Source organism: Clostridium sp. (assembly GCF_050717635.1).
Lineage (GTDB): Bacteria > Bacillota > Clostridia > Clostridiales > Clostridiaceae > Clostridium_AD.
In genome coordinates this window covers 186,670-209,643 of the sequence record NZ_JBOITO010000013.1, presented here as the reverse complement: position 1 = coordinate 209,643, position 22,974 = coordinate 186,670, and the positions used below count along the sequence as shown (strand labels likewise).

The 22,974-nt window shown below is 30.9% G+C and carries 24 protein-coding genes; 13 read left to right on the top strand and 11 right to left on the bottom strand.

Annotated features, from left to right (window positions below):
* Positions 1-117 precede the first annotated feature (117 nt).
* A complete protein-coding gene (locus ACREWB_RS06935; RefSeq protein ID WP_431546733.1) occupies positions 118-720 on the top strand; it encodes a flavin reductase family protein in 603 nt (200 codons plus the stop codon).
* A gap of 17 nt (positions 721-737) precedes the next feature.
* Here ACREWB_RS06935 and ACREWB_RS06930 read toward each other — a convergent pair whose 3' ends face one another.
* The gene (locus ACREWB_RS06930) at positions 738-1,712 is read right to left on the bottom strand and encodes an SPFH domain-containing protein (protein WP_431547159.1); all 975 of its coding nucleotides are present in this window, start codon (positions 1,710-1,712) and stop codon (positions 738-740) included.
* A 35-nt stretch (positions 1,713-1,747) separates the two neighbouring features.
* Positions 1,748-2,185 (bottom strand): NfeD family protein, encoded by a 438-nt coding sequence (locus ACREWB_RS06925; RefSeq protein WP_431546732.1) that lies wholly within the window; start codon positions 2,183-2,185, stop codon positions 1,748-1,750.
* A 513-nt stretch (positions 2,186-2,698) separates the two neighbouring features.
* Between ACREWB_RS06925 and ACREWB_RS06920 the strand changes: the two genes are divergently transcribed.
* A complete protein-coding gene (locus ACREWB_RS06920; protein ID WP_431546731.1) occupies positions 2,699-4,609 on the top strand; it encodes an NAD(+) synthase in 1,911 nt (636 codons plus the stop codon).
* A 58-nt stretch (positions 4,610-4,667) separates the two neighbouring features.
* On the opposite strand, the gene ACREWB_RS06915 is transcribed toward ACREWB_RS06920, so the two are convergent.
* Positions 4,668-5,090: a YaaR family protein gene (locus tag ACREWB_RS06915; protein WP_431546730.1), complete on the bottom strand. Its 423-nt coding sequence runs from the start codon at positions 5,088-5,090 to the stop codon at positions 4,668-4,670.
* Positions 5,091-5,294: 204 nt separating this feature from the next.
* On the opposite strand from ACREWB_RS06915, the gene ACREWB_RS06910 reads away from it, so the two are divergent.
* Genes ACREWB_RS06910 through ACREWB_RS06900 form a run of 3 tightly spaced genes read left to right on the top strand, consistent with a single transcriptional unit; the run spans position 5,295 to position 9,087 of the window.
* Complete coding sequence (locus ACREWB_RS06910; RefSeq protein ID WP_431546729.1) at positions 5,295-5,831, top strand: chromate transporter; 537 nt, start codon at positions 5,295-5,297, stop codon at positions 5,829-5,831.
* A complete protein-coding gene (locus tag ACREWB_RS06905) occupies positions 5,832-6,368 on the top strand; it encodes a chromate transporter (protein ID WP_431546728.1) in 537 nt (178 codons plus the stop codon).
* Positions 6,369-6,423: 55 nt separating this feature from the next.
* The gene (locus tag ACREWB_RS06900) at positions 6,424-9,087 is read left to right on the top strand and encodes a cation-translocating P-type ATPase (RefSeq protein ID WP_431546727.1); all 2,664 of its coding nucleotides are present in this window, start codon (positions 6,424-6,426) and stop codon (positions 9,085-9,087) included.
* Between the two features lie 54 nt (positions 9,088-9,141).
* Here the strand turns inward: ACREWB_RS06900 and ACREWB_RS06895 are convergent, their stop codons facing one another.
* From ACREWB_RS06895 to ACREWB_RS06885, 3 genes are all read right to left on the bottom strand, one after another.
* Entirely contained in the window at positions 9,142-9,984 is an 843-nt protein-coding gene (locus ACREWB_RS06895) for a CvfB family protein (protein WP_431546726.1), read from the bottom strand.
* A 20-nt stretch (positions 9,985-10,004) separates the two neighbouring features.
* Positions 10,005-10,502 carry a free L-methionine (R)-S-oxide reductase MsrC gene (gene msrC / locus ACREWB_RS06890; RefSeq protein ID WP_431546725.1) on the bottom strand — a complete coding sequence of 166 codons (498 nt, stop codon included), beginning with the start codon at positions 10,500-10,502 and terminating at the stop codon, positions 10,005-10,007.
* 105 nt (positions 10,503-10,607) lie between these two features.
* Positions 10,608-11,114, bottom strand: coding sequence for a gamma carbonic anhydrase family protein (locus ACREWB_RS06885; RefSeq protein ID WP_431546724.1), 507 nt, complete (start codon positions 11,112-11,114; stop codon positions 10,608-10,610).
* Positions 11,115-11,500: 386 nt separating this feature from the next.
* Between ACREWB_RS06885 and ACREWB_RS06880 the strand changes: the two genes are divergently transcribed.
* Positions 11,501-14,524, top strand: coding sequence for a vitamin B12-dependent ribonucleotide reductase (locus tag ACREWB_RS06880; RefSeq protein WP_431546723.1), 3,024 nt, complete (start codon positions 11,501-11,503; stop codon positions 14,522-14,524).
* Between the two features lie 258 nt (positions 14,525-14,782).
* Complete coding sequence (locus ACREWB_RS06875) at positions 14,783-15,001, top strand: hypothetical protein (RefSeq protein WP_431546722.1); 219 nt, start codon at positions 14,783-14,785, stop codon at positions 14,999-15,001.
* Between the two features lie 650 nt (positions 15,002-15,651).
* Here the strand turns inward: ACREWB_RS06875 and ACREWB_RS06870 are convergent.
* From ACREWB_RS06870 to ACREWB_RS06855, 4 genes are all read right to left on the bottom strand, one after another.
* Positions 15,652-16,407, bottom strand: a complete 756-nt coding sequence (locus tag ACREWB_RS06870) for a YoaP domain-containing protein (RefSeq protein WP_431546721.1) — start codon at positions 16,405-16,407, stop codon at positions 15,652-15,654.
* A gap of 35 nt (positions 16,408-16,442) precedes the next feature.
* Positions 16,443-16,883, bottom strand: a complete 441-nt coding sequence (locus ACREWB_RS06865; protein WP_431546720.1) for a GyrI-like domain-containing protein — start codon at positions 16,881-16,883, stop codon at positions 16,443-16,445.
* A 67-nt stretch (positions 16,884-16,950) separates the two neighbouring features.
* Positions 16,951-17,847: a helix-turn-helix transcriptional regulator gene (locus ACREWB_RS06860; RefSeq protein ID WP_431546719.1), complete on the bottom strand. Its 897-nt coding sequence runs from the start codon at positions 17,845-17,847 to the stop codon at positions 16,951-16,953.
* 160 nt (positions 17,848-18,007) lie between these two features.
* Positions 18,008-18,430 carry a hypothetical protein gene (locus ACREWB_RS06855; RefSeq protein ID WP_431546718.1) on the bottom strand — a complete coding sequence of 141 codons (423 nt, stop codon included), beginning with the start codon at positions 18,428-18,430 and terminating at the stop codon, positions 18,008-18,010.
* 312 nt (positions 18,431-18,742) lie between these two features.
* Between ACREWB_RS06855 and ACREWB_RS06850 the strand changes: the two genes are divergently transcribed.
* From ACREWB_RS06850 to ACREWB_RS06830, 5 genes are all read left to right on the top strand, one after another.
* A complete protein-coding gene (locus tag ACREWB_RS06850) occupies positions 18,743-19,603 on the top strand; it encodes a Rossmann-like and DUF2520 domain-containing protein (protein WP_431546717.1) in 861 nt (286 codons plus the stop codon).
* Complete coding sequence (gene panB / locus ACREWB_RS06845; protein ID WP_431546716.1) at positions 19,600-20,427, top strand: 3-methyl-2-oxobutanoate hydroxymethyltransferase; 828 nt, start codon at positions 19,600-19,602, stop codon at positions 20,425-20,427. The genes ACREWB_RS06850 and panB overlap by 4 nt, the downstream gene beginning before the upstream one ends.
* A 65-nt stretch (positions 20,428-20,492) precedes the next feature.
* Complete coding sequence (gene panC, locus ACREWB_RS06840) at positions 20,493-21,338, top strand: pantoate--beta-alanine ligase (protein ID WP_431546715.1); 846 nt, start codon at positions 20,493-20,495, stop codon at positions 21,336-21,338.
* Between the two features lies 1 nt (position 21,339).
* On the top strand, positions 21,340-21,723 hold the full coding sequence (gene panD / locus ACREWB_RS06835) for an aspartate 1-decarboxylase (protein WP_431546714.1): 384 nt from the start codon (positions 21,340-21,342) through the stop codon (positions 21,721-21,723).
* A gap of 81 nt (positions 21,724-21,804) precedes the next feature.
* On the top strand, positions 21,805-22,026 hold the full coding sequence (locus ACREWB_RS06830) for a DUF378 domain-containing protein (RefSeq protein WP_431546713.1): 222 nt from the start codon (positions 21,805-21,807) through the stop codon (positions 22,024-22,026).
* A 75-nt stretch (positions 22,027-22,101) separates the two neighbouring features.
* On the opposite strand, the gene ACREWB_RS06825 is transcribed toward ACREWB_RS06830, so the two are convergent.
* Positions 22,102-22,542 carry a hypothetical protein gene (locus ACREWB_RS06825; protein ID WP_431546712.1) on the bottom strand — a complete coding sequence of 147 codons (441 nt, stop codon included), beginning with the start codon at positions 22,540-22,542 and terminating at the stop codon, positions 22,102-22,104.
* Positions 22,543-22,601: 59 nt separating this feature from the next.
* On the opposite strand from ACREWB_RS06825, the gene ACREWB_RS06820 reads away from it, so the two are divergent.
* Positions 22,602-22,910, top strand: coding sequence for a hypothetical protein (locus ACREWB_RS06820; protein ID WP_431546711.1), 309 nt, complete (start codon positions 22,602-22,604; stop codon positions 22,908-22,910).
* Positions 22,911-22,974: the final 64 nt, after the last annotated feature.

The window sequence follows — 22,974 nt, the reverse complement described above, 5'->3', positions numbered from 1 at the left end:
AATACTTCTAATTTGAATTCATAACTTTATAAATCTTATAAGGTATTGTATAATAGTTGAGATTAATCAAAATAAATACTCTAACTAGATATGTTAAAGATATAGGAGTGAAAATATATGACAAAAACTATTTTTAAAGGAAGTGCAATGTTAAATCCTGTTCCTGTAGTATTAATTACCTCAAAAAACAAAGAGGGAAAAATAAATGTTTTTACAGTAGCATGGATAGGAATGGCTTGTACTAAACCTCCAATGATAACTGTAGCCATAAGACCTGAAAGGCTTTCATACGAATACATAAAAGAAAGTGGTGACTTTGTAGTAAATCTCCCTAATTCTAAAATGGTTAGAGAAGTTGATTACTGCGGTGTACGATCTGGGAAGCAAATAGATAAAATAAGTGAAATGAATTTCACTACTGAAAACAGCAAAGATGTAATTTCTCCTTTAATTTCTAAGTGCCCAATATCTCTAGAATGTGTAGTTAAAAGCGTTACACCACTGGGTACCCACGATTTATTTTTGGCTGAAATTGTTAATACCCATGTGGATAATAATTTAATAGATACTAACGGAAAAATTCATTTTGAAAAAGCAGATCTTATAACTTATTCCCACGGTGAATATTTTAGTGTTAATTCTAAACCACTAGGAAAGTTTGGATATTCGGTTCAGAAAAAAAACAATAAAACACATTCAAAATATAAAAAGAAAGCCTGATCGCTCAGGCTTTCTTTTTATATTGATTTTTTTTCTAATGGTTTATTTTCAACATTCTTAGTCATTTTTAGCATTTCAGCTATAGCAGATATACTACCTAAACTTGACAATGTTTCATTGGGAAGTATAAGTTTATTAGCTGGATTTTTTGCCATCTCTTTAAGTGCTTCAATTTGTTTTAATGCTATTACTGTTTCGTTTGTACCTGATTCTATAATAGCTGAATTTATTCTTCTTATTGCGTCTGCTTCAGCGATTGCAATTTCTAATATAGCTTTAGCCTTACCTTCTGCTTCAAGAAGTTGAGATTCTTTCATTCCTTCTGCTCGTCTTATATTTGCTTGTTTTTCTGCTTCAGCATTTAATATCTGAGCTTGCTTATGTCCTTCTGCTCTTTCAATTTGACTTTGTTTTTCACCTTCTGCTGTAAGAATAAACGCTCTCTTATCTCTCTCTGCTCTCATTTGTTTTTCCATAGCTTGTTGAATTTCAGATGGTGGAATAATATTTTTAATTTCTACAGACAATATTTTTATTCCATAAGCATCAGTAATTTCATCGATTATTTCAAGTAGTCTTAAATTTATTCTGTCTCTTCCTGATAATACATCATCCAGTGTCATATCTCCCACAATATTTCTCATATTAGTTATAGTTGAGTACACTATACCTGATTTATAATCCTCAATATTGTACACTGCATCCTTTGAGTTAGTTACCTTATAAAATATAACATTATCAATTGATATATTAACATTATCTTTAGTTATAACATTCTGTGGTTGTATGTCTAGTATTTGCTGCTTTGTAGAAATTTTTCTACGAACAAAATCTGCAAATGGAATTGTTAAATGCCAACCTGGCTCCAGCACCCTTTGAAACTGACCAAATCTTTCTACTAACATCACTGACCCAGTATTAACAATTTTAATAGCTGATATAATAATAATAACTACTATTAATAATAAAAACAATCCAATAATTGGTCCCATATCCATTACAATTCCTCCTTAAATTTTAATAAATCTTATACTTTCGCTATTAATAATTTATTTCCTTCTAAACCAATAACTTGAACTGAGTCGCCTTTCTTTACAGGTTTCCCTACATTTTTTACTGTCCAATAAATCCCTTGAAACTTAGCTTTTCCTGTTACATCGATATCATTTGTTATTATAAACTCTTTCCCGACGTATCCTTGTTCCATAGTCAATGTCTTTTTTACAGTTTTCTTTATAGTTTTCTTTACTATTGGGTATCCAACAGCCATAAACGCTGCACTAATAGAAACAAAGACAATTGTTTGAGTAACTACTGATCCACCAAACACCATAGCGATTATTGCTGCAATTGCACCTATAGCAAACCATATAAACAAAAAACTGCTAGTCGTAATGTCAATATATAGTGCCGCTAATGCCACTGCTATCCAAAATACCAATACCATCCAGTCCATGTTGTACATATTGTACCCCCTTTCAAATATTAACTAATATCATAAACTCTTACTATTTATAGTATTCCTAGTTCCCACTTTTATTATATATCTTTTTTGTATTTTATAATACTATTTTAATGTAATAATATTACACTGGGAACTTTTTATGTTGTTAATTTATTATATAGTATATTTTATACTTAATAAAGGTTTGTTTAAGCCTATTATAAGTTATTGCATACCTTTTACTGACTTGTACATAGTTTATCCTCCATTTACTCTCATTATCTCATTATTTCAAAGTTTTATAAAAATATCAGAATAATTAGATAATATAAATCTTACAGGTTTCAAAATGTTTTGGAAAAGGTTCGGAAAAGATTTGAAAAAGATTGGGGACGGTTAACAACTAATTAAAATAATTGTTAACCGTCCCTACTAATAAAGTTAAGATAATGATATAATTTTATTAAATATTTTGTTATAAAAATCAATTTCACATATACTATATTTAAAAACAAAGAAAGGTCGTGAATTAGTTTGCAAACTTCTTTTATAAAAGTTTCTGCTGCTTGTCCAATTGTAAATGTAGCAGATATAGAATTTAACTTACACAACATACAAAATTGTATTGAAAAAGCTTTAGACGAAAAATCAAAATTTATAGTTTTCCCAGAGCTTTCTATAACAGCATACACTTGTGCAGATTTATTTCTACAAAGTACATTAATCCAAAAATCCGAAAGTGCCATTAAATCTCTTTGTGAGTTTTCTAAAAGCAAAGATATATTAATTGCTGTAGGTTCCCCACTTTATTATAATAATTGTCTATACAATTGTGCTTATGTAATATTTAATGGTAGCGTTTTAGGAATAGTACCAAAAAGCTATATTCCTAATTATTCTGAGTTCTATGAAAAGAGATGGTTTACTGAAGGTCTTGGCCTTGTAAACAAAACTGTAAATCTTTCTTTTGAAAATAGTATCCCTTTCGGAACAAATTTATTATTCACCTGTAACAATATTAAATTTGGTTTTGAAATTTGTGAGGATCTCTGGGTAACTATACCTCCAAGCAGCTATTTAGCTCTTCAAGGTGCAAATATAATTGCTAATTTATCTGCTTCTAATGAACTTGTTAGCAAAGCTGATTACAGAAAATCCTTGATTTCATCTCAAAGCGCTAAATGTATGTGTGCTTATTTATATTCCTCCTCTGGTGTTTTTGAATCCTCTACAGATTTACTTTTCAGCGGCCATCTTTTAATTAGTGAAAACGGATTACTTCTAAAAGAAAACAGTAGATTTCAAAGAGAAAATGAAATTATTACTTCCATTATTGATATGGATAAATTAAATAGTGAACGATTAAAAAATACTAGTTTTCAAAATAGTAATTCTACATGCGGTTTTATGGTAGAAGAGATTCCTTTTGAGTTTTCAAGCTTAAATTATGGAATTTTTGATAGGGAGATTGATAAGCATCCTTTTGTTCCATCGAATCCTCACCTGCGTGAAATACGTTGCAATGAAATTTTTAATATTCAATCCTCAGCTCTAGCAAAAAGATTTTCATTTACTGGACTTGATAAAGCTATAATTGGTATTTCAGGTGGACTTGATTCAACTTTAGCCTTGCTTGTTATAGTTAAAACCTTTGACTTATTAAAAATACCAATAAAAAATATTGTTACTGTTACTATGCCAGGTTTTGGAACTACAGACAGAACCTATATGAATGCAATAAACTTATGTAGAAATTTAGGTACAGATTTTAGAGAGATAAATATAGTAGATGCTTGTCTTCAACACTTTAAAGATATAAATCACCCAGTAGAAAAACATGACGTAACTTATGAAAATGTTCAAGCAAGAGAACGAACACAAATCCTTATGGACCTTGCTAATAAAGAAGGTGGGCTACTAATCGGCACAGGAGATTTATCTGAACTTGCCTTAGGTTGGTGCACATATAATGGAGACCATATGTCTATGTACTCTGTAAATTGCTCAATTCCTAAGACACTAGTAAGATATTTAGTTAAATATGTAGCAGATAACGAAGCTTCTAAAGAAGTAACCGATATACTTTTAGATATCCTTGATACTCCTGTAAGTCCAGAACTTTTACCTAAAGATAAAAATGGTAAAATAGCTCAAAAAACGGAAGATATCGTAGGCCCTTATGAACTACATGATTTTTTCCTTTACTATTTTATGAAACAAGGAGCCTCACGGGATAAAATATTATTCTTAGCTAAAGAAGCTTTTAAAGATGATTATACAGAAGAAGAAATAATCAAATGGTTAGATAAATTTATAAAAAGATTTTTCACTCAACAGTTTAAACGTTCAGCTCTACCTGATGGTCCCAAAGTCGGAACTATAAGTGTATCCCCTAGAGGCGATCTTAGAATGCCTTCAGATGCTAGTTTTAATTCTTTCATTTAGGACAGAATAAAGTACATATATTTTGTAAATCACCCTTTACAGAATATATATACTTTTTTTACTTATAAATATCTACAATAAGTCCCGATATTTCATCAACGGTATTTGCTATGTCTAGATTTTCTTTCTCGCCACTGAGTAACAATTGCGTAAGTTCCTCTAGTTTTGTATCCACAGTATCCACCGTTATAAAGTATTGTGTTTGCCAAAAGCTAATATCCTTTTTAACCTCATACATATGTTTTAAAACAGATTCCAAATATTCCCTAATTAAGTTTTTGTATGCTTTCACATCTGCAAAGCATTTTGTAATGCATAATCTGTTTCCTTTCTTTTTTATATCATCCATTATATCCTTAAGTTGCTGTTCTGACTTTTGTTGCCTGGCAAAACTAAAATTTTGAGAAAAATCCATTTTACTAGATACAGCTTTTTTATCTGTTACTAAAGGTGAATTTCTTCTAGATCTTGATATTTCCATAATTTTTTCCCTCTCATAGTATATCTATATTAATTATTCTAAAAGTTTCATTTAAATATTTATTTACTTATATCTATTATATCGAACTTTATGTGAAATTAATTATTTTTATTTAAATATTTGCCATTCTTTTTTAATAACAGTATAATTACATGGTAAATATTATATATGTAGACTGAAAATTTAACATTTAGAGGTGATTTTGTGAAAAAAATATTAACTATGTTTTGGACCTTCTTTAAAATAGGAGCTTTTACTTTTGGCGGTGGCTACGCAATGATACCACTAATAGAAATTGAAGTTGTAAATAAAAAACAGTGGATTTCTAAAGAAGATTTTGTAGATATAATTGTTATTTCCCAAACCTTCCCTGGTGCACTAGCTGTTAATAGCAGCATATTTATTGGTTATAGAATTAGCGGTTTCCTGGGAGCTATCATTGGGCTACTTGGAGTTGTTTTACCCTCTTTTTTTATAATATTATGCATTGCTGTTTTTTTTATGAAATTTAGGGATTATTATTATGTAGATTTAGTCTTTAAAGGTATTGCTGCAGCAGTACCAATGCTTATACTAATAGCTGTGGTAAGCTTATCCAAATCACTAAAGAAAAGTTATGCAAATCTTATTATAATTATAGTTTCCTTGGTAAGTATATTGTTTCTAAATGTACACCCTGTAATAGTTATACTTTTATCTGGCTTATATGGAGTTATATTTCTTGGAAAGAAGGTGAAGTAAATGTCTATTCTAATTAAAATTTATTTATCCTTCATAAAAATAGGTGCTTTTAGCTTTGGAGGTGGCTATGCTATGCTTCCTCTTATCGAAAGAGAAATTGTAACAAATAATAAATGGATTACCTTTAAAGAGTTTATTGATATTATAGGTATATCCCAGATGACTCCAGGCCCTATAGCTATAAACTCAGCTACTTTTGTAGGTTTCAAAGTTTCTGGTATATTAGGTAGTGTTTCTGCAACCTTAGGTGTAATTTCATTTTCCTTTGTATTAGTTTCCATAGCTAATCACTATATGTTAAAATTCAAAGAATCATATATCCTCAAAGCGGCCTTATTAGGTATGAGACCTGCTCTTATTGGTCTTATAATCTCCGTATTCATGTCCCTAGGACGCGAATCTTATAAAGACATTAAAAGTGTAGTAATTGGAATCATAGTTTTGGTACTACTACTTACGAATAAACTTCACCCAATTTTAGTAATAGCGATTTCAGCCCTCTTAGGTATTATATTTTATGGTTTAATACCTATTTAACTATCATATAATAAAATACATCATAATAACAAATACTAAATGTGAGGTGATATTCATGTTTTTCAATAAAACCATTGAGGAAGTTTTAAAAGAATTAGGCACTAATCCAGTAACAGGACTTTCTCAAAAAGAAACAGGACTAAAAATAGATAAATTCGGATTAAATAAATTAGCAAGCAAAAAACCTAAAACTCTATTAGCTCTTTTTTTAGCCCAATTAAATGATATTTTAATTTACATTTTACTTGCAGCTGCAATAATATCAGGTCTTCTAGGTGAAATAAGTGACTCAATTATAATTGCAATTGTAATCTTTATTAATGCTACAGTGGGAATTATTCAAGAATCCAAAGCAGAAAAAGCTCTAGATGCGCTAAAAAAATTATCTACACCCCATGCTGTAGTTAAAAGAGATGGAGAGTTAAAAGAAATTTCCTCTGAGCAAGTTGTACCTGGCGATATTATTATTATTGACGCTGGAAGGTATGTTCCTTGCGATATGAGACTTATTGAGACAGCTAATTTAAAAATTGAAGAATCAACGCTTACGGGAGAATCTGTACCAGTAGATAAAGACGCTAATCTAGTATTAAAAGGCGAAGATATCCCTCTGGGTGATCAAAAGAACATGCTCTTCATGTCTACACTTGCAACCTATGGTAGAGGTGTAGGTATAGCTGTATCTACTGGAATGAATACTGAAATAGGTAAAATAGCTAAAATGTTAGATGAAAAAGTAGACAATGAGACCCCTCTTCAAAAGAAACTAGCCCAGCTTGGAAAATACCTAGGAATAGGTGCACTCCTTATATGCGCTCTTATGTTTTTAGTTGGTGTTCTTCAACAAAGGGATCTCTTAGAAATGTTACTTATTTCTATAAGTTTAGCAGTTGCTGCCATCCCTGAAGGTCTTCCTGCAATAGTAACTATAGTTCTTGCTATGGGTGTTCAAAAAATGATAAAGAAAAATGCTATTGTTAGAAAATTACCTGCCGTTGAAACACTGGGTTCTGTAAATATTATATGCTCAGACAAAACAGGAACATTAACCCAAAATAAAATGACTGTAACAAAATTCTATGTAGATGGTTCGTTATCTAATATAGATAACTTAAATATAGATGACAATGGCCATAAGCTCCTCCTCGAAAATCTCGTTTTATGTAATGATGCCACTTATTCTAAAAACTCAAAAACCGGTGATCCAACTGAAATTGCTCTACTCGTAGCTGGCGCCAACTATAACATATTTAAAGATGAATTAGAAAAAGATCATAAAAGAACTTCAGAGGTTCCTTTTGAATCAGATAGAAAATTAATGTCTACTGTAAATAAATATAATAATGAATTTTATGTAATGACAAAAGGTGCTATTGATAATCTTATAAAGCTCTGTAGTAAGGCTTATATTAAAGGCACTATAATAGATATCACGCCAAAAATCAAAGAAGATATATTAGCTGCTTCCTATAATATGTCTGACGATGCACTAAGAGTTCTTGGCGCAGCTTATAAAGTTATACCTAGCTCTCATGTGGATATTGATTCACTAGAAAGTGATTTAATACTTATTGGCCTTGTAGGTATGATAGATCCCCCAAGACTTGTAGTTAAGGATTCTATTTCTGAATGCATGAAGTCTGGAATAAAAACTGTAATGATAACTGGCGACCATAAAAACACAGCTTTTGCTATAGCAAAAGAACTAAATATTACTCAAGATCCTCTAGCCGTTATGTCTGGGTCTGATCTGGATAAAATGTCTGAGGAAGAACTAAGTAATAAAATTGATAATATAAGAGTATTTGCAAGAGTTTCCCCAGAACATAAAGTTAAAATTGTAAAGGCACTTAAAGCCAAAGGTAATATTGTATCAATGACTGGTGATGGAGTAAATGATGCACCATCACTTAAAATGGCAGATATAGGTGTAGCCATGGGTATAACAGGTACAGATGTAGCTAAAGGTGCTGCTGATATGATCCTTGTAGACGATAACTTTTCAACTATTGTTTCTGCAATAAGAGAAGGAAGAAACATCTTCACAAACATTAAGAAAACTATAATATTCCTCCTTTCTTGTAATATTGGAGAAATTATAGCACTATTCCTTGCCATACTTTTAGGCTGGGCTACGCCACTTAGACCTATCCATATCTTGTGGATTAACTTAATTACAGATACACTTCCAGCACTGGCTTTAGGTGTAGATCCTGGTGACCCTGACGTAATGAAGTATAAACCACGTAATCCAAAGGATAGTTTATTTAAGGGTGAACTCTTAAACTTACTTCTTAACGGAACTTTAATAGGTATACTAACCTTAACAGCATTTGTAGTAGGTTTTAAATATTATAGTGGAGACACTAGTTTATTCCCACTATTCCCTGAAAATCTTTCAAAAGATGCACTAGAACATGCACAAACTATGGCTTTTGTAGTACTTAGCGTTTCCCAACTAGTTCATTCACTAAATATGAGAAACGGTAAAAAGTCCATATTCCAAATAGGTTTATTTTCAAATAAATATTTAATCGGAGCTATAGTTTTTGGTATAGTATTACAAGACCTTATAATAACAATACCATTTTTCGCAAACGCTTTTAGTGTTCACGATTTAAGTTTAATGGATTGGGGCTTTGTTACCATTCTTGCATTGATGCCATTACTATTTAACGAAATAGTGAAAATATTTAAACGTAGATCATCTAATATATAAAATAGTAAAAGTCTGATGAATTAACTCATCAGACTTTTACTATTTTATACTTATTTAATTATTTAATTTAGTACCTTCTTCATCTTGATGGATTAGACCACTTTTCATAAGTCCTCCTAATGCTCTTTTAAAGGCATTTTTACTGGTTTTAAATGTTTTCTTTATATCATCAGGGGAGCTCTTATCATTGTACGGCATGGACCCATTACATGTCTTTAAATATTCTAATATTTGATCTTCAACTTCATCTCTTTCTTCTAGTCTTGGTTTTCTTGTTGTCACGTCCATTTTACCATCTTCATAATATTTTTTAACTCTTACTTTTAATCTTTCTCCAGGTGTTATGTTATTATAATTCTCATTTCTTAAAATAACCGCTCTATAAATATCATCAATAGCCATCATTACAGTACCATTGGTTTGAATCCCATATACCGTACCTTCTACTTCATCATCAATATCATAAGAATCTGTATCATATAAATACCTATCAATAAATGTAGTGGCCGCTATTCTCCCAGTCTTATCTAAGTAAATGTAAAAAAGATATTTTTTACCTGTTTCTAATTTATAATTCTCTTCCTTAAAAGGAACAAGTACATCTCTTTCTAAACCTATTTCTACAAAACTTCCTATTTCAGTAATATCGACTACCTTAAGGTAAGCTAAATCGCCAACCTTTGCAAGTGGTTTTTTTAGGGTTGAAATCAATCTATCACTTGTGTCTCTGTAGATAAATGCTTCAACTTCCTCGCCAATATTAAGCCCTCTACCTAAAGTGCTTTTCATGGGAAGTAATACATCATCACTAGTGTTTCCTGTCTCTGCATCTAAATAGTATCCAAATTCTGCTCTTCTAACTACTTTTAAACTATTAATATCTCCTATGTTTATCATATACAATCTCCTACCTTTTTTTAAACTTTTGACCAATCTATATATTTATTAAGTTTTAAAACAAATTGTGTTAAATATTTTTCTTCAAGCTCCGTAAACCTTCCAATCTCAGGGCTATCTAGATCTAAAACTCCATGAATTACACCATCTTTAATTATAGGTATAACAATTTCTGATTTTGACGCGCAGTCACAGGCAATATGTCCTGGAAATTCATTCACATTTTCTATACGCTGAAGTTTCCTCTGCGCTACTGCTGTTCCGCAGACCCCTTTACCTATTTCTATTCTATTACAAGCTGGAAGACCCTGAAAGGTTCCAAGGACCAATGAATTACCGCGAAGTATGTAAAATCCTACCCAATTTAACTTATCCATAATTGCTTTGATAATTGCCGTAGCATTTGATATGTTTGCTAAGTCATTTTTTTCTGAGCTAAGCTGACCCTCTAAAGCAATAAGCATATACTTATATTTCTGCTCATTTGTCATCTTTTCTATTCCATTTAATTTAATCATTTTTCTCACTCCTAAAAAAACACTAAGTCTCCCCTTCTATTGTAGTTAAAAACGGATGAAATTAAAAGCTATTTTTAAAATTAATAGTTTAAATCACAAAATAATTTATAAAACAATATATTTTATTGAAAGCTCTACATAATGCTCCGCAGATTTTTTTATGCTTTCTTTTTCTTCTATAGTTAGCCTACGAATAACCTTTGCCGGTACTCCCATACAAAGAACACCTGATGGTATTTTCTTTCCCATAGTAACTAAGCTTCCAGCTCCTATTATAGTATATTCCCCTATTTCCGCTCCATTTAGTATAGTGCTACCCATACCAATTAAAGTATTATTTGAAATTTTACAACCATGTATTATAGAATTATGCCCAATAGTAACATAATCACCAATAACAACTGGAAACCCATCGTCATTATGAATCGTGGAATTGTCTTGAATATTTGTATAATTCCCTATATGCAAAGAATCTTCGTCCCCCCTAATTACTGCTCCGAACCAAATATTACTATGCTCACCTATAAATACATTCCCTATAACGTCTGCACTGCTAGCAATAAATGAATTTGTGTATACATGAGGTATCTGCCCCTGAAATTGATGTATCATAAGTTTCCGTCTCCTCTTTTAAAATTATAAGTATCATCTATCTATTATACAATATAACATATAACTATTTTTTTATTATGCACAAATACTATATAAATTCAACAATAATACGATATATTATTAATTTATTTAATCCATATTTAATATTGATATTATTTGTTTTTAATTATATAATACCATATATAGTTGCAAATTTATTTATGCTTACTACATATTGTGTGTGTTATACTACATTAGCACATAGGCACAATTTAAATAACTGCTGAATATTTTAATTTAGTAGTATCAACATATAGAAAGTATATTTTACATAATTTATAACTTTTTAGACCATAGGTAAATAAACAGGAGGTGAATATACTAGTTTTTTTAAACTAGTATTTATTATGACGGAAATAAAAGATTTAATTAAAAGATTTTACACAAAAGAATTGGAAGTGGATAAGACTAAAACTGTTTTTGATTTGTTTAATTGGAAAAAGGTAGATGTTATCTTAAAAGACCATAAGACTAATAAAATACTTGTAGATATGAAGGATTTGGAATTTCCAGAACATTACTCACAAAATTCTTGTGATATTATTGCTTCAAAATATTTCAGAAAATCTGGTGTTCCAACTAAAGAAGGTTATGAAAATAGTATGAAAATGGTTTCTCACAGGCTTGTTAATTTTTGGTGTGAAGCCTTGATTTCTGAGACTATTATTAAATCTGAAGAAGAAAAAATCATCCTTTATGATGAATTAACATATGCATTCTTAAATCAAATGTTTGCTCCAAATTCTCCTCAATGGTTTAATACAGGCCTTAACCTATCCTATGGTATAGAAGGCGGTTCATTAAATAATTTTTATTATGATGAAAAAGAGAAAAAAATAGTTAAAAGCAAAGATGCTTATACAAGGACTCAAGCTTCAGCTTGCTTTATTCTCTCAATTCAAGATAAACTACTTGGCAAACACTCCATTTCTGAGCAGTATGTAACGGAAACCAAATTATTTAAAGGTGGCTCTGGAACAGGAACTAATTTCTCTTCCATAAGAGGTAAAGGTGAATGTTTATCAAGTGGCGGTATATCTTCAGGCCTTATGAGCTTTTTAAAAGGCCTTGATAGAAATGCTGGTGCAATAAAATCTGGCGGAACTACAAGACGTGCAGCTAAAATGCTATGTCTTGATATTAACCACCCTGAAATAATGGAATTTATGACCTGGAAAGCTAAAGAAGAAGATAAGGTACGTGCTCTGACTAAAATGGGTTATGATGGTAATTTTGAGGGAGAAGCTTATGAAACTGTATCTGGACAAAACGGAAACAACTCTATAAGATTATCAAATGAGTTTATGACTAAGGTGGATAACCTTTCAAAAGATCCTAAACAAACTATTACTCTTAAAGGTAGAACAGACTCTTCCGTTAATAAAGATATAGAGGTTAAGACTCTATGGGATACCCTTAACAAATCTGCTTGGCTATGTGCTGACCCTGCTCCTCAGTTTGATGACACCTTTAACGCTTGGCACACTTGTCCATCTGGAGAAGATGGAATAGCTAATGCTAAACATAATAGAATTAATTCAACTAACCCTTGTGGAGAATATGCATTTTTAGATGATACTTCATGTAACTTAGCATCTATTAATATTCATAAATTTTACGATGCTGAAACTAAAAAATTTGATATAGAAGGATATGTACATTTAATAGGACTTATTCAATTAGTTCTTGAATCCTCAATACATTGGGGCCAGTTTCCAACTGAAGATATAGCAAGAAAAACTTATTTATTTAGAACTACAGGCCTTGGAATTGCAAACTTATCTTCTTTATTTATGGTAATGGGTCACCCTTACGACTCAGAAGATGCTAGAAATATAGCTTCCGCGCTAACTGGAATAATGACTGCGCAGTCTTATTATGTATCGTCACTTATGGCAAAAGAACTAGCTCCTTTTGAAAAATATGAAATTAACAAAGACCATATGCAGATAGTAATAAGAAACCATGCTAGAGCAGCCGGAGCACTAAGTAGTAAATATGAAAATTTAAATTATGAACCTATAAAAGTCAATCACGATATTTTAAATAATAACTCACTAGGCTATATAAGTGAAACCCTTAAAAATTGTTGGTCAAAAGCATTGAGTAGTGGAGAAAAATATGGTTTTAGAAATGCTCAAGTTACAGTTATAGCTCCTACTGGCACTATTTCTTTTGCCATGGATTGTGGTGCAACCTCTATAGAACCGTATTTCAGCCATTTTATCTACAAGAAATTATCTGGTGGTGGATATATGACCATCGTAAACCCTGTAATTAAGAATTCTTTAATTGGCCTAGGGTACTCAGAGGATGAAACAAATGATATTCTTCACTATATTTTAAGAAAAGAAAAAGTTAATGAAAATGGCTTTGAATACGAAAAAATTATTGATGGTAAAATCGAGGGCGCTCCACATTTAAAACCTGAACATTTATCTATATTCGATACAGCAAACAAATGCGGTAGCGGAAAAAGATATATTACTTATATGGGACATGTTCTAATGATGGCAGCAATAACTCCAATGATATCTGGTTCTATATCAAAAACTGTAAATTTACCTAAAACTGCTACTATTGAAGACTTCAAAGAAGTTATATTACGGTCTTGGAAGCTAGGTGTTAAAGGTATCGCATTATATAGAGATGGCTCAAAGGCAAGTCAACCACTAAACACTTCTTTATCTGAGGATAAAGAACTATTACTTGAAGATTTATCTTACAAAGATCTTTTAGATAAAGCAAAGTCACTACATGAAATAACTAATCATTCTACAAGAGAAAAACCAATTGGAATACGTTATGGCACGACTCATCCTGCTCAAATTGATGACGTAAAAGTCTATACTACAGTGAATAGGCGTTCAGATGGACAAATCTCTGAAATATATATAACAACAGATAGGGAAGGAACAATTATTACTGGGCTACTTAATTCTCTTTCAAAATCAATCTCAGTAATGCTTCAATATCATGTACCCGCAGAAGATATATCTAAAATGCTTAGAGGACAAAAGTTCGAACCTTATGGCTTTGTACAAAAACATCCTTATATTAAATCAGTTTCTTCTATTTCTGATTTAATTAGCAAGATTATCGACATAGAACTAGGTGACTATAGTAGATGTCAAGTTAAGCCTGAAGGATACGGAAATAATATACCTAAAAATCCACTAATGGGTGATGAGAATGAAATTTCAGCTAGCATAGCGGAAGAGGATATTACATCTTGTTCTGATACCACAGAAAAACCTAAAGGTGAAAGATTATACTCTGAAACCTGCTCTCATTGTTCAAGTACTCGACTTGTTAAAAGTGGTACTTGCAAGGTTTGTTTGGACTGCGGAACTACTACGGGGTGTAGCTAAGCCCTACCTTAATATTCGTTTGTTAAGTAAACATACAACTCAGTTGTGTTCTGCAACAACTAAGTACTGTTCTAGAACAACTACCTATTGTTTTGAAAACTACATATTTATTCATTTAAACCGGCATAATAAGTATGAAGTTACTGTAATTAAAAAATTTTAGTAATTGTGTATTTTACCCTCTGGATAAAACTCCAGAGGGTTTTATTTTTAACAATCTATTATTAAAATATTTAAAACCGTATGGGAGAAATAATTATGGGTAGATATAATTCAAATAAACTTAGAATCAAATTTGTTAAAGACTATATTAAAAATAGATTATGGGAAAAAAGCAGCTCTGAATATGTTCCTTTTTTAAATGTTAGAAGTGTACCAACTAGAGGTAAAGCAAGCCGTACTATGGGATATATAACCAGCAGAGAACATCATGTCCTATCAAAATTAGAATCTGCCGCCCTTTTTCATTTCAATTGATCTGATGAGGTAGTAGACATTAAAGAGCAGTACCCACTTTTGCCTATGGGGGTAACGCCAACATTGACAATGTTGGCGTTACCCCTTATATAGATTAGATAAAAAATTAAAAAAGTAAAAAAAAAGTGAAACTTTTTTAAAAGAACTTTATCTAATCTATGAAAGGAGGAAGTTTTATATATTGGCTTATTATTGTTATTTCGAGGAGGTTTCCAGTACAACATAATGATATAATTATCTTGTATTATTTAATACGAGAAGGGGGATATTAGTGATAGCAACTTCTAGGCTTAAATTTTTTATTGGTAATGTGGCTATATTAATATTAGTTTTAATATCTATAGTATATTTAAATTATAAAAAGTACAATCAGGGAATTAACTAATAATGACAAGGCATATTTACAAGGGAAAATCTTGATTTATCAAATAGTTCTAGATACTACTAGCAAGTTTTTCGTAAACACTAATTCTTATTTAGAAAACGATAATTTAAATGACTGGTTCATACAAATGTACGAAGATATTTCAAAATTAAATTTTAATAACTTAGCTAGCTAAAATAATAAGATAATATTAATTTCATTTTTATAATATAATAAAGATTATATTCAACCTCATACCTATGCCTATTGGGGCCCGTTGAATTTCTTACAAACCCTTTTCAGTTAATACCTTTTCAAACTTTTTCTCTGACAGTATTTCGCTTGTCAAAAATTCGCCATTGTAAAACAGACTATATGCGGTAAACGGAGCAGGAGCATTTTGTGCTTGCTCCGTTGTTTCAAAGAGAATACACTTAAACGGAATTCCTTTTTGCTTTGCCACATTTTCAATAAGTGGAACATACTTAACTGTAAAAGGACATTGATTTGAGTAATACACCACAAATCCTTGCTCTATAATTTGTGGTAATTTCACATGAGGTTTAAACTGCGGCACCGATATATTTTCTTTAAAAGGTAAATATAAAAGTTCATAAAATGGTTGCGATGTATCAGCAAGAAGAAATCCTTTGTATTTCAAATATTTAGGATCGGATAGAAAAGGTATTTTCTTTTTTGAGGAAAGAACAACAAGTCCTAATTTCCCTTTTTCTTTGCTATCTTTTATGCATTCCTCCAAAAGCAGATTAGAATTACCCATACCTTTGAGTTGTCCTGATACCCAAAAGCAATTTATAAACATATAACCATCAGCATCGATAGGTACCCACGCTTTTTCGGCTGGAATATACTCAATAAAGCATTTCCCCCGCACATCGCATTTTTTGAAGACAAGACCGTCATCAAAACGCTCTGAAATCCACTGTTTCTTAGAAGCTACTTGACTATGCTCGTTATTTGAAATAGCACAGCAAATATGTTCCTTTTCCAGATTATCCTTTGTTAATGTTATAATCTCCATGTTATCACACTCCTTTCACACCCCTAAATCGGATTTTATTTTAATGCAATGTAAATATCAATGTCTGCATTCTCCCAATCGCTGTTAAGATATTCCTCGAAATCTCCAGTAAAACTTCTGTTCAAGTCCATTTTCCAGATTTCGCCCCAAGCCGTCGCAACTACTTTCTCCATGTTTCCGTGTACTGAAAACTTTGCATATTTTCCTGCTGGAATAATTTTTACAACCAGTTCATCATTCTCTGGTTTGGAAACCTCATTGCCTGCTGTCACATAATACTTTCCATTTGAGTAATCAGAATAAAGTCCAATAGCGTACTCATTAATTTTATTTTTGATTGCAGCATTCACTCCACCATGATATAGCTTTTTCCAAAGTCCACCAATAATTTCACTCATTTTAGGATCACTGTTACTAGTAATTGCACTAACACCGACAACTGTTTTTTGCTCTAAATACACCATTTCATAATTCATTTTTAATAACCTCCATTTGTTTGATAAGGCTATTATACGACACTCACTCTGACAACTGTATGTCATATTATAAATAGTTTTTGAGAATATTTTGAAGCTTTGCTTTCACATCAAGTCTAACTTCTTCAGGAGATAACACTTCACAATTCTCGCCAAAAGAAGTGATATAGTTAAAAATCCAATCTCCCTTTGGAAAAATAATTTCTACAATAAAACTACCATCGTAAAGCTGTTCAAATGTGCTAAATTCATCATATATACGATAAGTCATCTCTTTTGAAAGTTTCAGCGTTAGTGTAATAAAATCTTCTTTGAATATATTTTTTTTGCTAAACACTTGTGCGGGTGGTCGTTTATGAAAAGTTTCATCGAGAACCGATAACGATTTTATTCGTCTTAACTTAAAAAATCTATTATCGCACCTTATTTTGCAGTATCCGTACAAATACCAGCTTTGCCCTTTAAAACACAGTTTTAGAGGATAAACTTGACGTTTTATATTTTCACCCTTGCCGCTAGAATACGAAAATAAAATGGTGTTTTTACTCAGTATTGCAGATTTCAAGTTACAAAACAGCTCTTTTTCTTCTTCTTCATTATACCAAGATGTAAAATCTACCTCAATCCAGTCTGTATTAGTTTCACCAAATAAACTGCTTAGTTTTTCAAGTGCAGTATCTGATTCACTAAGATTAACTGAACTTACAGCCTTTAAAGAAGATATAATATTCGCTTTCTCTTTCTCAGTTAAAACAGCTTTGTTAAGCACAAAATCAGATAAAAGAGAAATCCCTCCTCCTTTACCTTTGCTCATATATACAGGGATTCCCGCAGAGGATAGCGTTTCAATGTCACGATAAACTGTCCTTGTTGATACTTCAAATCGCTCTGCAAGCTCCTTAGACGTTACTATTTTTTTATCAAGCAGGATATATACAATTTCGAATAATCGGTTAATTTGCATCTTATCACCCTACTTTAGTATACACTTATAATATGACACCATCCAGTCATATTATAAAAGCTTTGAAAGCCTCTACTCTAGGCCCTGCCTTTATGAGCTTTCAAAAAGGCACTAAAAAAGGAGTATAAATTTTATATTAAAATTTATACTCCTTTAAAAATTATTTTCTTTTCTTATTGTTCTTAACACCCTTCGGTTCATCCTTTGGACTAATTACAACATTGTTCTTAACTCTATTCGGTTTAGCCTTAGGCCTCATTACTATGTCTTTCTTTTTGTCTTTTTTATTACTCGTAGTTGTATAATTTGTTTTAGAAACATTCGGCTTTTTTATAAAGCCTGATAAATCCATAAACCATAAAAGCAAGATAACAACTATTCCTGGTATTACATAAGTCCTTACAACTACATGCATGTTAGGCAACATGAGCATAGGCACGATAAATACTACTATAGCTACTGCAAGAACTATCCACTTATTGACTTTAATCTTAGGTAACACATAAGCTTTTAAAACATTATAGATTACAAGCATAATAATTGAACCCGCTATAATTTTAAGTATTGCAATAAATATATCCACTTAATCCCCTCTTTCCTATAAGTTCCATTTATTTTACTATGGTAAATGAACCTACTCTATACATTATCAAACATTTCTTACTTTATATCAATAGTTTATGCGATAATTTATATTTTTATATTTGTATTAGAAAAAAAAATATGCTAAAATATCTTTGGGTAGTATCTAATAAGAACTGCACCTAATTGTTTAAACTATTATTTTTAGTTAAATTTCTGCTCATATCTTTATGAATGAGACAGCTATACAGGAGTCTCCCACCCTCAGATATTTGAGGTATCTTTTAGACTGTATAAAATTGGAGGCGATATTATGGTTATAGGCTTTATCGGAAGTGGAAAGGTAGGATTTTCCCTTGGAAAATATTTTTCCGTGAAAGGAATAAGTTTATCGGGATACTATAGTAATTTATATAAAGACGCTATAGAAGCATCTCAGTTTACTAATTCAAAAGCTTACAAAAACATTAATGGTTTGGTACGGGACAGTACAATAATTTTCATTACAACTCCTGATGATTCAATCATTAAAGTTTGGCAGAAATTAAAAACGTTTAACTTAACTAATAAAATAATATGTCATACTAGTGGCTCTTTAACCTCTAGCATTTTTTTAAATATAAACAATTCAGATGCACTCGCATACTCAATTCACCCTATTTTCGCTTTTTACGATAAATATAACTCCTATAAAACTTTACAAAATGCATATTTTTCTATAGAAGGACCAGAAGCTCATATGAATGAAATTGAAGATTTTTTTCATTCACTAGGAAATAAAACTTTTATTATTAATAGTAATAATAAGGCACTTTACCACTTAGCTAATGTCACAGTATCTAATCTTGTATTATCTTTAATTAATACTGGATGCAGTTACTTGTGTAAGTGTGGGCTTAGTGAAAATGATGCTTTAGAAGCATTATTGCCTTTGATCCAAAATAATATTGATAATATAAAAACCACTGGCTTTATAAATGCACTAACTGGTCCTGTTGAAAGAAATGATTTAGGCACAATAAAACAACATATGAGTGCTATTCCAAAAGAAGATGTAACGTTATACAAAAATTTATCACTAAAATTACTATCACTATCAGAACAAAAGCATAAAAATAATGACTATAACAAGCTTAAAGAATATTTAGAAATGCAAGGGGGGATAACAAATTGAAAAACTCTATTTCAACTTTTATATCCGCAAAAAAATCCGGTGAAAAATTGACAATGCTTACGGCTTATGATTATTCCATGGCAAAGCTCATTGATGAATGTGGTGTTAATGGAATTTTAGTAGGAGACTCCTTAGGCATGGTTTGCTTAGGGTACAAGGACACCTTAAGCGTCACTATGGATGATATGTTACATCATACTAAAGCAGTTGCTAGAGGCACCAAAAACGCCCTTCTAGTTTCTGATATGCCTTTTATGTCTTATCAAGCTTCTATTTATGATGCCGTTAAAAATGCGGGAAGATTTATACAAGAAGCTGGAGCAGGAGCAATTAAGCTTGAGGGTGGAGCTATAGTTTGCCCGCAAATTAGTGCAATAGTCAAAGCTCAAATCCCTGTAATGGGTCATATTGGCTTAACTCCTCAATCCGTTAATATGTTTTCTGGCTTTAAAGTTCAAGGTAAAGATATTACTTCTGCAAAAAAAATTATTGAAGATGCTAAAAATATAGAAGCAGCAGGCGCGTTTGCTATTGTACTCGAATGTATACCATCAAAGCTGGCAGACATAATATCAAAGGAAATATCTATCCCAACTATTGGAATAGGTGCTGGTGGTGGCTGTGACGGCCAAATTTTAGTATATCAAGATATACTAAATATGTTCTCAGAATTTAAACCTAAGTTTGTAAAAAACTTCGCAAACGTTGGAGAACTTATGAGAGACGGATTTAAATCATATATTAAAGAAGTTGCGCAGGGTACTTTTCCAGGCGAAGAACACTGTTTTAAAATGGATGATGAAATTTTAAATAAATTATATTAACTTGAAGGGAAGTGAACCTGATAAAATAAGATATATTTAATAATATTTTATTTTGTCTGTAAAAAATGTATACTGTAAAAACTATTGAAGAAGCTCGAAATCAGGTAAAAGCATGGAAAAAAGAAGGCTACAGCATAGCCTTAGTCCCTACCATGGGATTTTTACACGCAGGTCATGAAAGTCTCATAAAACGTGCTAGTAGTGAAAATGAAAAAGTTGTAGTTAGCATATTTATAAATCCTATACAATTTGGTCCTGGTGAAGATTTAGCCTCTTACCCAAGAGATTTAGAAAGAGATAGTGTTGTTTGTGAAAATGCAGGAGCCAGTTTAATTTTTGCACCTGAAGTTTCAGAAATGTACTGGGAAGATGCTGTAACAAATATCAGCGTACGAGAACTTACAAGTGGATTATGTGGTGCTAAAAGACCCGTTCATTTTGATGGAGTATGTACGGTAGTTTCAAAACTCATTAATATAATTCCTGCAGATAGTGCTTATTTCGGCGAAAAAGATGCCCAGCAGTTAGCTGTAATAAAAAGAATGGTAAGAGACCTTAATATTGATATAAAAATAATCGGTTGCCCTATTGTACGTGAGGAAGATGGCCTTGCAAAAAGTTCACGCAATGCTTATCTATCATCAAAAGAAAGAAGCGCTGCACTTATTTTAAACAAAAGTTTAACTAAAGGTAAAGAGTTCTTACACTCTGGCCAAAAATCTGCCCACCTTTTAAAAGAAATTATTAAAAAACAAATTGAAAGTGAAGTTTTAGCTAAAATTGATTATATAGAAGTTGTAGACGCTTTTTCACTAAATTCTATCGAACATATTAATAAATCTACACTTGTTGCTATAGCAGTGTTTTTTGGTAAAACAAGACTTATAGATAACTTTACATGGGAGGACTAATATGATTTTAACTATGCTAAAGTCTAAAATACACAGAGCAATTATAACAGAATCTAAATTAAATTATGTGGGAAGTATAACAATTGATAAATCTCTAATGGATAGCGCAAATATTATAGAATATGAAAAGGTTCAAATAGTAGACATCGACAATGGAGAAAGGTTTGAAACCTATGCCATTTGTGGGAATGCAGGTAGTGGTGTTATGTGTATAAATGGAGCCGCTGCAAGATGTGTACAACCTGGGGATAAAATAATAATTATGACTTACTGCCAAATAAGCGAAGAAGAAGCCAGAGCGTTTAAACCTACCGTAATATTTGTTGATGACACTAATATTATAAAGGAAATAACACATTATGAGATACATGGAGAAATTAAATAATTTTTTTTTAAAAAGCAGTAATAATTTTTTAAAAATTGCAAACAATAATACTGAAAACTTTATAAAAAGGAGATGTATACATTGAGAGCATTAGACATTACTGCACTCGTATTAGTTATTATAGGAGCTGTGAATTGGGGACTAATCGGATTTTTCCAATTTGACCTAGTATCAAGCTTATTTGGAACAGGTACTGCATTTACTAGAATAATATTTGCTTTAGTTGGTATTTGTGGACTATACTCTTTATCCTTCTTAGGAAAAAGCAGATATGGAGACAGAGATACAACTGAAGTTAAATAATTTCTAAGTAAATATTTCACATTGTTAAAAGAAGCTAAATTTCAAATTTAGCTTCTTTTTCATTGTAACAATTTCTTATTTAAATCTTAACTGAACCAAAGCAGTTTTATCTGTGGTTCTTATAACAATTAGACTATAGGAATCTCTTTTACTTATATCTTTTAATATTTTTGAAATATTTTTATCTAACATCATTAAATTACTGCCTGCTTTAGTTTGAATTTCATATCCTCTTATTGTTTTAACTAAGAATAAATTTTCCCACTGGTGAGGTTTATATTGGCTAAAATTCATCTCGAAAATCATTCCATCACTCTGAAGTAATTCTAGTAGACTATTGTATCCATCTCGCAAAATATCTTTTTCAAATTTTAACTTTTCTATATCAGAATTATTTTTTTTCAAAATCTCTTTTTCTTTGGTTAATTTTAGTTCATATTGCTCTTTCTTGTAGTTCAACTTATTAATTTTATTTTCCACCGCAGTTAAATAATAATTATTACTATCTCTATCCATTATTATTACCTTGCCTTTCCTAGTATTATATATGTAAAATGTAATTGAGGTGATTATGTATGAATGAACTTATAAATAGAATTAGTAGCAACATAAAATACATAAATAAAAAAACTAAATTATATCTGATTTCATTTTATAATAAAATATACTTTTTAATCAATAAAAATTTTACTTTAAGCAAAATTTACAAACCAATTATCAAAGAAAAAATGAATATAAACAGAGAATTACAGCAAATTTTAAATATTCAACATAATAAAAATAAAATAGCTGAAAAAACCATATTAACTTTACAAGCAGAAAATAAATCATTACAAGCTAAAATATCTATAATTCAAAATATTATAACCAAAAGACACGATTAAGTATCATTTCTACATTTGAATCAATAATATACTTATCTTTGGTTAATACTATACTAAAGTAAAT